The organism is Streptomyces sp. NPDC032472 (assembly GCF_040636955.1).
In the GTDB taxonomy this organism is placed as follows: Bacteria; Actinomycetota; Actinomycetes; order Streptomycetales; family Streptomycetaceae; genus Streptomyces.
Map to the genome: position 1 here is coordinate 70821 of NZ_JBEZVK010000013.1, position 13816 is coordinate 84636.

A 13816-nucleotide genomic window follows, 5' to 3' on the forward strand; every position below is an offset into this window, starting at 1 on the left:
ATTCTGCCTCACGGCGTCTCGGCCCACGAGAGCGGCGTACTGCCGGAAACGGGCCCGGCGGGCCACCGCAGGGGTGGCCCGCCGGGAAGCGGCATTCCAGTGGGACAACGGGGAAGGCTCAGGCGCCGTTGCGGGCGCGGCGGGTGCGGGCCACGTGGGCCGCACAGAGCGCGGCGACGATCGCGACGAGCCCTGCGCCCGCGGCCGCGGTGGTGGTGTCGTCGGTGTCGGCGTCCGCGGCGGCGAGCTCGGCGTCCGCGGCGACCGGGCCCTGCGGCGCGGCGAGGGTCTGCGCGCCCGTCTGCGGCTTCACGTCCGCCGGTGCGGCGGCGGGCTTCGCACCCTGGTCCGTCGCCTGCGCCTGCGCCTGCGCCTGCTCCGGCGTCTGAACCTCGGCCGTCGAAGGCAGTGCGGCGGCCGAGACCGGCTGCACGGCCGTGGTCTGCGGGGCCTTCGCCGCCTCCGGGGCCTTCGGGGCGACCGGGGCCTGGGCGGCGGCGTCGGAGCTTCCGCCGTCCTTGCCCGTACCCGCGCCCTTGCCCTTCGGCAGCGGGTACGAGGCCGTCACCCCGTCCTTGGTGACGGTGAGCACCGGGGCGGAGGTGTCCGCCTTGGTCAGCTTCAGCAGGAGCCCGTTCACGGTGTCGCCGGGGTGGCTGCGCTCCAGCACGGTCAGGACGCGGACCATGTACGGGTCGCCCGGCTTCCACTGCGAGCCCACGAACCGGATCCAGGCCTCGGGGCCCTCCTCCTTGTTGCGCAGCACCGCGACGAGGCCCTCGCCGATGTAGACCGGCTCGCCCGCATAGCGGTCGTCGTCCGAGGCGGTCGCGTGCGCCGAGGCCGTGCTCTGCGCGGCGGCCGCAGCCGCGGGCGCGGCGAACGCGGTGGCCGCGGCGGGCGCCAGCAGCGCCCCGGCGAGGGCGGCGGTGACGATCGAGGTGCGGAGGGCGGTACGCATAACGACTCCTTGAAGCAGTGTCGAGGATGAGAGGGAGAGTCGCATGCCGCGGGGTCTCTGTCGGGCTTTCATCCGGTGAGGATCTGGCGGGCTGCTGAAGAGAAATCTACGGATCCCGTGACCCCGGAGCGTGGGATTCCTGTCATGGCCGTGTAACGGCGCTGACCAGCGGATTCACCCTCCCTCCGAGCCCCGCCCGGACCTCCTCCCCGGAACCCTCCCCGCGCGGATGTGGCCAACCCCGCACAGATGTGCAGCCCTGGGGGGTGACAGGTCGCTACGCGCGTAGATATGCTCATGTGGTGACCATGCCCACCACCCTCACCGCATTCGCTGACGTGACGACGTCCGACAGCGCGCTGCGCCGGTTCCTGCACGGGCTGCCCGGCGTGGACGCCGTCGGCCTGGAGGCCCGCGCGGCCGCGCTCGGTACCCGTTCGATCAAGACCACGGCCAAGGCGTACGCCATCGACCTGGCCATCTCGATGATCGACCTGACCACGCTTGAGGGTGCCGACACCCCGGGCAAGGTCCGTGCGCTCGCCGCCAAGGCCGTCCACCCCGACCCCACCGACCGTACGACGCCGATGACCGCCGCGGTCTGCGTCTACCCGGACATGGTGGCCACCGCCAAGGCCGCCCTGAACGGTGCCGACGTGAAGGTGGCGTCCGTCGCGACCGCCTTCCCGGCCGGCCGCGCCGCGCTGCCCGTCAAGCTCGCCGACACCCGTGACGCCGTCGCCGCCGGCGCCGACGAGATCGACATGGTCATCGACCGTGGCGCCTTCCTGGCCGGCCGCTACCTGGAGACCTACGAGCTGATCAAGGCCGTCAAGGAGGCCTGCGTCCGCGAGGACGGCACCGCCGCCCGCCTCAAGGTCATCTTCGAGACCGGCGAGCTGTCGACGTACGACAACATCCGCCGCGCCTCCTGGATCGGCATGCTCGCGGGCGCCGACTTCATCAAGACCTCCACCGGCAAGGTCGGCGTCAACGCCACCCCCGCCAACACCCTGCTCATGCTCGAAGCCGTGCGCGACTTCAAGGCGCAGACTGGAATCCAGATCGGCGTGAAGCCGGCCGGCGGGATCCGGACCACCAAGGACGCGATCAAGTTCCTGGTCCTGGTCAACGAGACCGTGGGCGAGGACTGGCTGACCAACGAGTGGTTCCGCTTCGGCGCCTCCAGCCTGCTCAACGACCTGTTGATGCAGCGCCAGAAGCTGAGCACCGGCCGTTACTCCGGTCCCGACTACGTGACGGTGGACTGAGACCCCATGAACATGGACACCAAGACCTCCCTCTTCGAGTACGCACCGGCTCCCGAGTCCCGCTCGGTCGTCGACATCGCCCCCTCCTACGGGCTCTTCATCGACGGCGAGTTCACCGACGCCGCCGACGGCAAGGTCTTCAAGACCGTCAGCCCCTCCAGCGAGGAGGTGCTGGCCGAGGTCGCCCAGGCCGGCGCCGCTGACGTCGACCGCGCCGTGAAGGCCGCCCGCAAGGCCTTCGAGAAGTGGTCCGCGCTGCCGGGCTCCGAGCGCGCCAAGTACCTCTTCCGCATCGCCCGGATCATCCAGGAGCGCAGCCGCGAACTGGCCGTCCTGGAGACCCTGGACAACGGCAAGCCGATCAAGGAGACCCGCGACGCGGACCTCCCGCTGGTCGCCGCGCACTTCTTCTACTACGCGGGCTGGGCGGACAAGCTCGACCACGCCGGCTACGGCGCGAACCCGCGCCCGCTCGGTGTGGCCGGCCAGGTCATCCCGTGGAACTTCCCGCTGCTGATGCTCGCGTGGAAGATCGCCCCGGCGCTCGCCACCGGCAACACGGTCGTGCTGAAGCCGGCCGAGACGACCCCGCTGTCGGCGCTGTTCTTCGCGGACATCTGCCGCCAGGCGGGCCTGCCCAAGGGCGTCGTCAACATCATCCCCGGCTACGGGGACGCGGGCGCCGAGCTGGTGGCCCACCCGGACGTGAACAAGGTCGCCTTCACCGGCTCCACCGCGGTCGGCAAGGCCATCGCCCGCCAGATCGCCGGCACCGACAAGAAGGTCACCCTGGAGCTGGGCGGCAAGGGCGCCAACATCGTCTTCGACGACGCCCCCATCGACCAGGCCGTCGAGGGCATCGTCAACGGCATCTTCTTCAACCAGGGCCAGGTCTGCTGCGCGGGCTCCCGCCTGCTGGTCCAGGAGTCGATCCACGACGAGCTGCTGGACTCGCTCAAGCGCCGCCTGTCCACGCTGCGCCTGGGCGACCCGCTCGACAAGAACACCGACATCGGCGCGATCAACTCCGCCGAGCAGCTGGCCCGGATCACCGCGCTCGCCGAGACCGGCGAGGCCGAGGGCGCCGAGCGCTGGTCCCCGGCGTGCGAGCTGCCGTCCGCCGGCTACTGGTTCGCCCCGACGCTCTTCACGAACGTCACCCAGGCGCACACCGTCGCCCGCGACGAGATCTTCGGCCCGGTCCTGTCCGTGCTGACCTTCCGCACCCCGGACGAGGCCGTCGCCAAGGCCAACAACAGCCAGTACGGCCTGTCCGCCGGCATCTGGACGGAGAAGGGCTCGCGCATCCTCGCGGTCGCCAACAAGCTCCGCGCGGGTGTGGTGTGGGCCAACACGTTCAACAAGTTCGACCCGACCTCGCCCTTCGGCGGCTACAAGGAGTCGGGCTTCGGCCGCGAGGGCGGCCGCCACGGTCTGGAGGCCTACCTCGATGTCTGAGACCTCTGTGCGTCTGAACGTCTTCAAGACCTACAAGCTGTACGTCGGGGGCAAGTTCCCCCGCTCCGAGAGCGGCCGGGTGTACGAGGTGAGCGACTCGAAGGGCAAGTGGCTGGCCAACGCCCCCCTGTCCTCCCGCAAGGACGCCCGTGACGCGGTCGTCGCGGCCCGCAAGGCGTTCGGCGGCTGGGCGGGCGCGACCGCGTACAACCGCGGCCAGATCCTCTACCGCATCGCCGAGATGCTGGAGGGCCGCCGGGAGCAGTTCGTCCGCGAGGTCGGCGAGGCCGAGGGCCTGTCGAAGTCGAAGGCCGCCGCGGTCGTCGACGCCGCCATCGACCGCTGGGTCTGGTACGCGGGCTGGACCGACAAGATCGGCCAGGTCGTGGGCGGGGCCAACCCGGTCGCGGGCCCGTTCTTCAACCTCTCCACCCCGGAGCCGACCGGTGTCGTCACCGTCGTCGCCCCGCAGGAGTCGTCCTTCCTGGGCCTGGTCTCGGTCATCGCCCCGGTGATCGCGACCGGCAACACCGCGGTCGTCATCGCCTCGGAGAAGGCCCCGCTGCCCGCCCTGTCCCTGGGCGAGGTGCTGGCCACCTCCGACCTGCCGGGCGGCGTGGTCAACATCCTGTCCGGCAAGGCCTCCGAGATGGGCCCGCACCTGGCGGCCCACCAGGACGTCAACGCGATCGACCTGGCGGGCGCCGACGCGGCCCTGGCCAAGGAGCTGGAGATCGCTGCCGCGGACAACCTCAAGCGCGTCCTGCGTCCACAGCCTGTGGACGACTGGAGCGCCGACCCGGGCACGTCGCGCATGACGGCGTTCCTGGAGACCAAGACGGTCTGGCACCCGACGGGCTCCCTGGGCGCCTCGGGTTCCTCGTACTGATCAACGGTCACGGGTGACCGGTCACCGCTCACCCGTACGCAAACGCCGGCCCCGGCAGCCACCCGCGCTGCCGGGGCCGGCGTCCGTCCACCGGCCCTACCGGCCCTACCGGCCTCCGCCGGTGAGGGGCCCCAGCAGGGAGGACGAGGCCGCCTCGGGGAGTTCGCCGACCGACGGGCCCTGGGTCAGGACGCCGGTGACCATGCCGGTGCCGACCGAGGGGAAGTCGGCGACCTTGGTGGCGAGCCCGTTGTCGAGCGGGTCCACGCCCGTGTGGGCGAGGGGGTTCACCTTGAGGTTCGTGATCGGGTCGACGACGCCGGAGAGCGCCGCCGGGACCGACAGCTCGCCGGCCTGGGCGCCGCCGGCGGCCATCGCGAGGGCCGCACCGGCCATGGAGAGGGTGAGCCCTGCGGAGCGCAGCGAAGAGGCGCCGGGGGCTGCGTGACGTGCCATGGGGATCCCGCCTGTATCGGTCTGTGGGTCTACGGGCTGTCGGTCAACGTGTTCGCGTGCGCACGCAGCGTAGTCGAGGTGTGATCCTGGATACCAACCGGCTGCAAGAGGCATCCCCTGCGCGGGGTAATGCCCCACACTGGTGTTCCGTGAGCAGCTCCCCTTCTTTGCCTACGCGTGTCGTCCTGTTGACCGGACCTTCGGGTTCCGGCAAGTCCTCCCTGGCAGCCCGGTCCGGGCTCCCCGTGCTCCGCCTGGACGACTTCTACAAGGAGGGCGACGACCCGACCCTCCCCCTGGTCGAGGGCAGCTCCGACATCGACTGGGACTCCCCGCTGTCGTGGGACGCCGACGTCGCCGTCGCGGCCGTCGCCGAACTGTGCCGCTCCGGCCGCACGGAGGTCCCGGTGTACGACATCGCCACCTCCTCCCGCACCGGCACCGAGACCCTCGACATCGCGCGCACGCCGCTGTTCATCGCCGAGGGGATCTTCGCGGCCGACATCGCGGCCCGCTGCCAGGAGCTCGGGCTGCTCGCCGACGCCCTGTGCCTGCGCGGCCGGCCCTCCACCACCTTCCGCCGGCGCCTGGCCCGCGACCTGCGCGAGGGCCGCAAATCGGTGCTGTTCCTGCTGCGCCGCGGCTGGCGCCTGATGCGGGCCGAACGCGGCATCGTCGCCCGCCACATCGCCCTCGGCGCCCACCCCTGCGGCTCCGACGAGGCCCTGGGCCGCCTGGCCGCAGCCGCAGCCGGCCGCCACCGCACCCCCGCCCCGGCGGCCTGACCGCCGGGACCTTCCCCCGTACGCATGCGAAAGCGGGACCGTGCGGACCCCCGGCCGCACGATCCCGCCTTCATCCCCCCCAATGGCCCCCGCCCCACCCCCGTAGGACGGGCCCCCTGGCCAGTGGTCTGTGGTGTTACGCGACGAGCTCCTCGAAGGACTCCGCCTCGTCGCGGCCGAAGCTCAGCACCTCGTCGTCGCGCAGGCGACGCAGGGAGCGCCAGATGCTCGACTTCACGGTGCCGACGCTGATGCCCAGGATCTCGGCGATCTCCGGGTCCGTGCGGCCCTCGTAGTAGCGCAGCACCAGCATCGTGCGCTGCGGCTCCGGGATGCGGGCCAGCGCCTGCCACAGCACCGCGCGCAGCTCCGTGCCCCGCATCGCGTCCGCGTCGGAGGCCGTCTCCGGCAGCTCCTCCGTCGGGTACTCGTTCAGCTTGCGCCGACGCCACGCGCTGATGTGCAGGTTCGTCATCGTGCGCCGCAGGTACCCGCCGACCGCCGCCTTGTCGCTGATGCGGTCCCAGGCCCGGTACGTCGAGAACAGCGCGCTCTGCAGCAGGTCCTCGGCCTCGTACCGGTCGCCGGTCAGGTGGAAGGCCGTGGCGTAGAGGGCGGCCCGGCGCTCCTGGACGTACGCGGTGAACTCCGCCTCCGAGGTGGAGGACAGGCGGGGCGTCGCGGGCCGGCCCGTGACCGCGGCGGCGGCCTGGTACGTGTTCGCGTCGATGGCCGCCGTGTGCGCCTGCCGGGGACGGGCGACCGTCACCGAACGGGCACCTGCCCGGCGGTTCACATCGTGCAGCCGCGTGACAACCGCGCTGGTGTTGGTGCTGTGCAGCGTGTTCATCTCGCGCCCCCCGTCGTGGAGTCTGCTTCGGTTCCCGCATCCGTTCGGTGCGTTGGTAGAAGCCTGCCCCGCGGACATAACCGGGGTGTCCGCCGACTGTCACAGGCATGTCACAGCCGCCGCGCCGCACCGCCCGCGGGCCCCGCGGTGAGATCCCCTCACCCGACGGTCGAACTCCCAACCACCGATGGGACAGAATGAGCCCGTGCCTTTCCTGTTGCTGATCGAGGACGACGACGCCATCCGCACGGCCCTCGAACTCTCCCTGACCCGCCAGGGCCACCGTGTGGCCACCGCGGCGACGGGCGAGGACGGCCTGAAACTGCTGCGCGAGCAGCGGCCGGACCTGATCGTGCTCGACGTGATGCTGCCCGGGATCGACGGCTTCGAGGTGTGCCGGCGCATCCGCCGCACCGACCAGCTGCCGATCATCCTGCTGACCGCGCGCAGCGACGACATCGATGTCGTCGTCGGCCTGGAGTCCGGTGCCGACGACTACGTCGTCAAGCCCGTCCAGGGCCGGGTGCTCGACGCCCGCATCCGGGCCGTGCTGCGCCGCGGCGAGCGGGAGGCCAGCGACTCCGCGGTCTTCGGCTCCCTCGTCATCGACCGGGCCGCCATGACCGTCACGAAGAACGGCGAGGACCTCCAGCTCACCCCGACCGAGCTGCGGCTGCTCCTCGAGCTCAGCCGCCGGCCCGGGCAGGCCCTCTCCCGCCAGCAACTGCTGCGGCTGGTGTGGGAGCACGACTACCTCGGCGACTCCCGGCTCGTGGACGCCTGCGTGCAGCGGCTGCGCGCCAAGGTCGAGGAGGTCCCCTCCTCACCGACGCTCATCCGCACCGTACGGGGTGTCGGCTACCGCCTGGACTCGCCGCAGTGATCAAAGCTTTTTTCGCGGGCCGGCGCTGGACCAGCCTGCGGCTGCGGCTCCTGATGGTGTTCTCCCTCGTCGCGCTGACGGCCGCGGTCTCCGCGTCCGGGATCGCCTACTGGCTCAACCGCGAGGCGGTGCTGACCCGCACCCAGGACGCGGCACTCGGCGACTTCCGCCAGGAGATGCAGAACCGGGCCGCCGCCCTGCCCGCCGACCCCACGCAGGAGGAGCTGCAGCGCACCGCCGAGCTGATGGCGGGCAGCAGCCCCGGCTACAGCGTGCTGCTCGTCGACGAGCGGGCCGACCACCGCATCGTCTTCGGCGCGGCGGGCCCCGACGCCTTCCGGCTGGAGGACGTACCGGATTCCCTGCAGCGGGCGGTGAACGACCGCCAGAAGGAGACGTCGGCCAACGACTCCGAGTACCACGTGTACTGGCAGCGCACCAAGCCGCACGGCAACCCGTACCTCGTCGGCGGGACCCGGATCGTCGGCGGCGGGCCGACCGGCTACATGTACAAGAGCCTCGCCCAGGAGCGCGACGACCTCAACGCGCTCGGCTGGTCGCTGACCATCGCGACGGGCCTCGCGCTGCTCGGCTCCGCGCTGCTCGCGCAGGCAGCCGCCCGTACGGTCCTCAAGCCCGTACAGCGGCTCGGGGAAGCGGCCCGGCGCCTCGGCGAGGGCGAGCTCGACCACCGCCTCGACGTGTCCGGCAACGACGAACTCGCCGACCTGTCGCACACCTTCAACAAGACGGCGGAAGCGCTGGAGAAGAAGGTCGCCGACATGAGCGCCCGCGAGGAGGCCAGCCGGCGCTTCGTCGCGGACATGTCGCACGAACTGCGCACCCCGCTGACCGCGCTGACCGCGGTCGCCGAGGTGCTGGAGGAAGAGGCCGACGACCTCGACCCGATGATCGCCCCGGCGGTGAAGCTCGTCGTGAGCGAGACCCGGCGGCTGAACGACCTGGTGGAGAACCTGATGGAGGTCACCCGCTTCGACGCGGGGACGGCGCGCCTGGTGCTGGACGACGTGGACGTCGCCGACCAGGTGACGGCGTGCATCGACGCGCGGGCCTGGCTCGACGCGGTCGAACTGGATGCCGAGCGGGGCATCGTGGCGCGGCTCGACCCGCGCCGCCTCGACGTCATCCTCGCCAACCTGATCGGCAACGCGCTCAAGCACGGCGGCTCGCCGGTGCGGGTGTCGGTGCGCGTGGACGACGAATGGCTCGTCATCGCGGTGCGCGACAACGGGCCGGGCATCCCCGAGGAAGTCCTCCCGCACGTCTTCGACCGCTTCTACAAGGCGAGCGCGTCCCGCCCGAAGTCCGAGGGCAGCGGGCTCGGCCTGTCCATCGCGGTGGAGAACGCGCACATCCACGGCGGCGAGATCACCGCGGCCAACGCGGAGGGCGGGGGCGCGCTGTTCACGCTGCGGCTGCCGGTGGACGTGGGGAAGGTGATCGCCCGTGGCGGCGCGAACGACGCGTAGGGGCGGCGCCGCCGCGGCCGCGGTGGTGTGGGCCGCGGCCCTGGCGTCCCTGGTCTCGGGCTGCGGGATTCGGGCGACCACCGTGCCGGTGGACGTCGGCGCGGCGCCGTCGCGGGTGTCCTGCGACATCCCGGCGCAGCAGGGCGGTACGCAGGGCTTCCGGGCCACCGTGGAACTGGTGTGCGGCTCACAGCTGGTCGGGGTGGAACGCGTGGTTCCCATAGCCGAGAAGAAGCCGGCCCGCGACCCCGCCATGCTCGCCGCAGAAGCACTGCTGGAGGCGCTGGAGCGGGAGCCGTCGCAGGAGGAGCGCGACGCGGGCTTCAGCTCGGCCGTACCCGGGGGCCTGACGGTCGCCGCCGGGCAGCCCGGAGACCCGGCGGGCACGGTCCGGCTGAGCCGGAAGCCGGAGGACCTGCCGCCGGTGGCACTGTCGCAGGTGGTGTGCACACTGGCCGGGAGCGAGACGGTTTCGGCCGGCCCGGGCCCGGTGGTCCTGGGCGGCCCGGACGCGGACCCGCCGCGCGCGTGGGAATGCACCCCGGCGGTCCGCCGCCGCCCGGAATCGGTCCCGACCCTGGGCGAACTGGTCCGGTCGTCGACCACGGCTCCGCCTGCGGCTACGCCTGCTACGCCTGCAACGCCTGCAACGCCTGCTACGCCTGCAACGCCTACGCGCTGAGGGGGCTGGCGTTCCGGCGGGGCGGGGGGCCGGGGGCGGGGGCGCGGTCGGGCGGTACGCGGCTTCGGGGCGCGGGCGCGCTATCACCCCCTCGACCCCCCCGGGCTCGGACGGCGGCTGCCCACCCGCCACTGGGTGCGGGTGCGGGTGCGGATGTGGATGCGGGTCCGGGGTCGGGAGGGCGGGGTTCCTCCTGAGCGGGATCAGGGAGGCCTTGGGGCTTTCCCGTCAGTCTCATCGTCCTTCCGCGTCGTGACGGCCTGTCAAGGGCGCTCCCTGCGGTCGCGTCGCTTCGCGATCGCCTACGGCGCCCCTTGACAGACCGCCCCGCCACGGAAAAACGAAGACTGCCGGGAAACCCCCAAAAGGACGGCACGGGTCCACAGCCACAGGCTCCCCCCGTCAGCGCTCAGACGAGGGGTCGGGCCTCACCGCGCCGAGCCTCCACCCCGTTTCACCCCTCTCCGAAGCCCCAGGCGCACCAGATCGCTACGCGCTCCTCGCGGCTCGGCGTCTGCAGTCCGTCTGGGGTTGATACCCGCGGCAGATGACGACGAGATGCCCGCCAGCGCCCGGGAGGCGCCGCAGATCGCTACGCGCTCCTCGCGGCTCGGCGTCTGCAGTCTGTCTGGGGTTGATATCCGCGGCAGATGACGACGAGATGGCCGCCAGCGCCCGGGAGGCGCCGCAGGTCGCTACGCGCTCCTCGCGGCTCGGCGTCTGCGGCTCGGACGGGGCTGGCTGCGGGTATCAGCCACGGACGACCGTAGGACGCCGAGCCGAGAGGAGCGCGTAGCGATCTGGTGCGCTTGCGCGCTCCGTCGGGCGGTCCGGTCGGCATTCGGTGCGGGTGGCGACGCCCGGTGCTGGGCCCCGTCTCTGATACGGGTGTCCCTTGCCATGGACCGTGCCGTTCCTCTGGGGGCTTCCCGGCAGTCTTCGTTTTTCCGTGGCGGGGCGGTCTGTCAAGGGGCGCCGTAGGCGATCGCGAAGCGACGCGACCGCAGGGAGCGCCCTTGACAGGCCGTCACGACGCGGAAGGACGATGAGACTGACGGGAAACCCCAGCCCTTCTCCGATCCCGCCCCGGCGGAACCCCGCCAGCTCCAGCCCGCGCGGCGTTTGAGCGCACCGGGCGAAGCGCCCGGGTCTCCCAGCCCCGCCGGTTCCTCCCCAGCCCCGCCGGGCCCATCCCAGCCTCGCCGGGCCTATCCAGCCCCGCCGGCGATTGAGGCGAAACGGGTCCGGGCGGAGCCCCGCCCGCGGCGGATCCGCTCATCGATACTGCGGGAAGGGGCGGGGTGGGGAACGGCTCCGCGCAGCGGACGGAAACGGAACCGGGGAGCGGAAACGGAACCGGGAACGACACCGGCCCCCGAAGCCATGGCTTCGGGGGCCGGTTCGCGGCGGCGGTCACCTGCCCGCGGCGCGGGGGCAATGCCCCGGACAGCGGTCAGATGCCCGCGGCGCGGGGGTCAATGCCCGCGGCGGCGGCTCAGATGCCCGCGGCTGCCGCCAGGTCCTTCTTGATGGCGTCCAGGATCTCCTGCCCCCGCGCGCGGGCCGGGGCCAGGTCCGCGGCGTCGGCCACCGGTACCACGACCTCCAGGTAGCACTTCAGCTTCGGCTCCGTGCCCGACGGCCGCACGATCACCCGGGCCTTGTAGTCGCCCTCCAGGTAGTAGCGCAGACCGTCCGTGGGCGGCAGGGACGCCGTGCCCTGCGTCAGGTCGTCCGCCGAGACCACCCGCAGGCCCGCCAGGGACACCGGCGGCTGCGCCCGCAGCGCTGCCATCGCCGACGCGATGACCGACAGGTCCGAGACGCGGACCGACAGCTGGTCCGTGGCGTGCAGGCCGTGCGCCATCGCCAGGTCGTCCAGCAGGTCGGTGAGGGTCCGCCCCTGCTCCTTGAGCTCGGAGGCCAGCTCCGCCACCAGCAGCGCGGCGGTGATGCCGTCCTTGTCGCGGACGCCCTCGGGGTCCACGCAGTAGCCGAGCGCCTCCTCGTACCCGTAGCGCAGGCCGTCGACGCGGGCGATCCACTTGAAGCCCGTGAGGGTCTCCTCGTAGCCGACCCCGGCGGCCTCGGCGATCCGGCCCAGCAGCGAGGACGAGACGATCGACTCCGCGAAGACGCCCGTCGCGCCCTTGTGCACCAGGTGCGCCGCCAGCAGCGCGCCGACCTCGTCGCCGCGCAGCATCCGCCAGCCGCTGCCGTCGGACGCGGTGGGGACGGCCACCGCGCACCGGTCGGCGTCCGGGTCGTTCGCGATCACGATGTCCGGCTGGACCTCGGCGGCCTTGGCGAAGGCCAGGTCCATCGCACCCGGCTCCTCCGGATTCGGGAACGCCACCGTCGGGAAGGCCGGGTCCGGCTCGGCCTGCTCGGCGACGAGCACCGGCTCGGCGAAGCCGTGCCGGGCGAAGGCCGCCATGACGACGTCCTTGCCGACGCCGTGCATGGCCGTGTAGACGGTCCGCACGCCCCGGGCGGAGCCGGGGCTCAGGACGGCGTCCGTACGGGCCAGGTAGGCCTCCAGCACCTCGTCGCCGAGCTGCTCCCAGCCGGACTCCGGGCGCGGCACGGACGCGAGCGTCGTCACGCGCGCGATCTCGGCGGCGATCTGCGTGTCGGCGGGGGACACGATCTGCGAGCCGTCGCCGAGGTAGACCTTGTAGCCGTTGTCCCGGGGCGGGTTGTGGCTCGCGGTCACCTCGACGCCGGCGACGGCGCCCAAGTGCCGTATGGCGTACGCGAGGACAGGCGTCGGCAGCGGTCGGGGCAGGACGGCCGCGCGGAGCCCGGCACCGGTCATGACGGCGGCGGTGTCGCGGGCGAAGTCGGCCGACTTGTAGCGCGCGTCGTAGCCGATCACGACCAGGCCCCCGGCGTGCCCCTGGGCCTTCAGGTACGCGGCGAGACCCGCTGCGGCCCGGATGACCACGGAGCGGTTCATCCGCATGGGACCGGCGCCGATCTCGCCGCGCAGCCCGGCGGTGCCGAACTGCAGGGTGCCGGAGAACCGGTCCGCCAGCTCCGCGGTGTCGCCGGCCTGGAGGAGCCCGGCGAGCTCGTCCGCGGTCTCCTGGTCGGGGTCCTCGGCCAGCCAGGCCCGGGCCCGGGTGATCAGGTCGTCCTGTTCCTGCACTACTTCCGCCTTGTCTCTCGTACGGTGCCGGTCGCCGGTGCCTCAGATACGGGCGAGGACCTGGGTCAGCAGCTTGCCCATGCGCGCGGCCGAGTCGCGGCCGGCCTGGAGCACCTCTTCGTGGTTCAGCGGCTCGCCGGACAGGCCCGCCGCCAGGTTGGTGACCAGGGAGATGCCGAGCACCTCCGCGCCTGCCTCGCGGGCGGCGATGGCCTCGAGCACGGTGGACATGCCGACCAGGTCGGCGCCCATGACGCGGATCATGTTGATCTCGGCCGGGGTCTCGTAGTGCGGGCCGGGGAACTGGACGTACACGCCCTCTTCGAGGGTCGGGTCGATCTCCTTGCACATCGCGCGCAGCTCGGGCGAGTACAGGTCGGTCAGGTCCACGAAGTTCGCGCCGACGATCGGCGAGGTCGCGGTGAGGTTCAGGTGGTCGCTGATCAGGACCGGCTGGCCGGGCTTCATGCCGTCGCGCAGCCCGCCGCAGCCGTTGGTCAGCACGACGGTCTTGCAGCCGGCGGCGACGGCGGTGCGGACACCGTGGGCGACGGCGGCGACGCCGCGGCCCTCGTAGTAGTGGGTCCGGCCGAGGAAGAGCAGCGCGCGCTTGTCGCCGATCTTGTACGAGCGGATCTTGCCGCCGTGGCCCTCGACCGCGGGGGGCGGGAAGCCGGGCAGCTCGGTGACGGGGAATTCGAACTCGGGGGTGCCGAGGGCCTCGGCCGCGGGGGCCCAGCCGGAGCCCATGACCAGGGCGACGTCGTGGGTCTCGGCGCCGGTCAGCTCACGCAGACGCGCGGCGGCGGCATCGGCGGCGGCGTAGGGGTCGGTTACAGATGCGTTCACGCAGACGAGCGTAGCCGCTGATGGCCTACGCGCGTAGATGGCGCAGGTCACGGTGTTCGGATCGTTGCCTTGTCGTTTCCGCCGAATCGTC

Annotated in this window: 12 protein-coding genes; 7 read left to right on the forward strand and 5 right to left on the reverse strand. The window is 72.4% G+C overall.

The genetic code is table 11. The features are described from left to right. Nucleotides 1–118: 118 nt before the first annotated feature. Nucleotides 119–961, reverse strand: coding sequence for a hypothetical protein (locus AB0F11_RS10970; RefSeq protein ID WP_362170619.1), 843 nt, complete (start codon nucleotides 959–961; stop codon nucleotides 119–121). 308 nt (nucleotides 962–1269) lie between these two features. On the opposite strand from AB0F11_RS10970, the gene deoC reads away from it, so the two are divergent. Genes deoC through AB0F11_RS10985 form a run of 3 tightly spaced genes read left to right on the forward strand, consistent with a single transcriptional unit; the run spans nucleotide 1270 to nucleotide 4579 of the window. After that, a complete protein-coding gene (deoC, locus tag AB0F11_RS10975; protein ID WP_219669019.1) occupies nucleotides 1270–2232 on the forward strand; it encodes a deoxyribose-phosphate aldolase in 963 nt (320 codons plus the stop codon). 12 nt (nucleotides 2233–2244) lie between these two features. Next, entirely contained in the window at nucleotides 2245–3690 is a 1446-nt protein-coding gene (locus AB0F11_RS10980; protein WP_362170812.1) for an aldehyde dehydrogenase family protein, read from the forward strand. Then, nucleotides 3683–4579, forward strand: coding sequence for an aldehyde dehydrogenase family protein (locus AB0F11_RS10985; RefSeq protein WP_362170622.1), 897 nt, complete (start codon nucleotides 3683–3685; stop codon nucleotides 4577–4579). The genes AB0F11_RS10980 and AB0F11_RS10985 overlap by 8 nt, the downstream gene beginning before the upstream one ends. Nucleotides 4580–4684: 105 nt before the next feature. Here AB0F11_RS10985 and AB0F11_RS10990 read toward each other — a convergent pair whose 3' ends face one another. Next, complete coding sequence (locus AB0F11_RS10990; protein WP_362170625.1) at nucleotides 4685–5035, reverse strand: hypothetical protein; 351 nt, start codon at nucleotides 5033–5035, stop codon at nucleotides 4685–4687. Nucleotides 5036–5118: 83 nt separating this feature from the next. On the opposite strand from AB0F11_RS10990, the gene AB0F11_RS10995 reads away from it, so the two are divergent. Then, nucleotides 5119–5820, forward strand: a complete 702-nt coding sequence (locus AB0F11_RS10995; protein WP_362170815.1) for a uridine kinase — start codon at nucleotides 5119–5121, stop codon at nucleotides 5818–5820. A 136-nt stretch (nucleotides 5821–5956) separates the two neighbouring features. Here AB0F11_RS10995 and AB0F11_RS11000 read toward each other — a convergent pair whose 3' ends face one another. Then, entirely contained in the window at nucleotides 5957–6670 is a 714-nt protein-coding gene (locus AB0F11_RS11000; protein WP_362170627.1) for a SigE family RNA polymerase sigma factor, read from the reverse strand. Nucleotides 6671–6875: 205 nt separating this feature from the next. Between AB0F11_RS11000 and afsQ1 the strand changes: the two genes are divergently transcribed. Genes afsQ1 through AB0F11_RS11015 form a run of 3 tightly spaced genes read left to right on the forward strand, consistent with a single transcriptional unit; the run spans nucleotide 6876 to nucleotide 9725 of the window. Beyond that, complete coding sequence (gene afsQ1 / locus AB0F11_RS11005) at nucleotides 6876–7553, forward strand: two-component system response regulator AfsQ1 (protein WP_185117195.1); 678 nt, start codon at nucleotides 6876–6878, stop codon at nucleotides 7551–7553. A 53-nt stretch (nucleotides 7554–7606) separates the two neighbouring features. Beyond that, nucleotides 7607–9043 (forward strand): HAMP domain-containing sensor histidine kinase, encoded by a 1437-nt coding sequence (locus AB0F11_RS11010; protein WP_362170818.1) that lies wholly within the window; start codon nucleotides 7607–7609, stop codon nucleotides 9041–9043. Continuing rightward, nucleotides 9021–9725 carry a hypothetical protein gene (locus AB0F11_RS11015; protein ID WP_362170630.1) on the forward strand — a complete coding sequence of 235 codons (705 nt, stop codon included), beginning with the start codon at nucleotides 9021–9023 and terminating at the stop codon, nucleotides 9723–9725. The genes AB0F11_RS11010 and AB0F11_RS11015 overlap by 23 nt, the downstream gene beginning before the upstream one ends. Nucleotides 9726–11220: 1495 nt before the next feature. Here AB0F11_RS11015 and AB0F11_RS11020 read toward each other — a convergent pair. Both AB0F11_RS11020 and AB0F11_RS11025 read right to left on the reverse strand, forming a co-directional pair. Beyond that, a complete protein-coding gene (locus tag AB0F11_RS11020; protein ID WP_362170633.1) occupies nucleotides 11221–12876 on the reverse strand; it encodes a phospho-sugar mutase in 1656 nt (551 codons plus the stop codon). A gap of 42 nt (nucleotides 12877–12918) precedes the next feature. After that, nucleotides 12919–13725 carry a purine-nucleoside phosphorylase gene (locus AB0F11_RS11025; RefSeq protein WP_362170636.1) on the reverse strand — a complete coding sequence of 269 codons (807 nt, stop codon included), beginning with the start codon at nucleotides 13723–13725 and terminating at the stop codon, nucleotides 12919–12921. Between the last annotated feature and the right edge of the window lie 91 nt (nucleotides 13726–13816).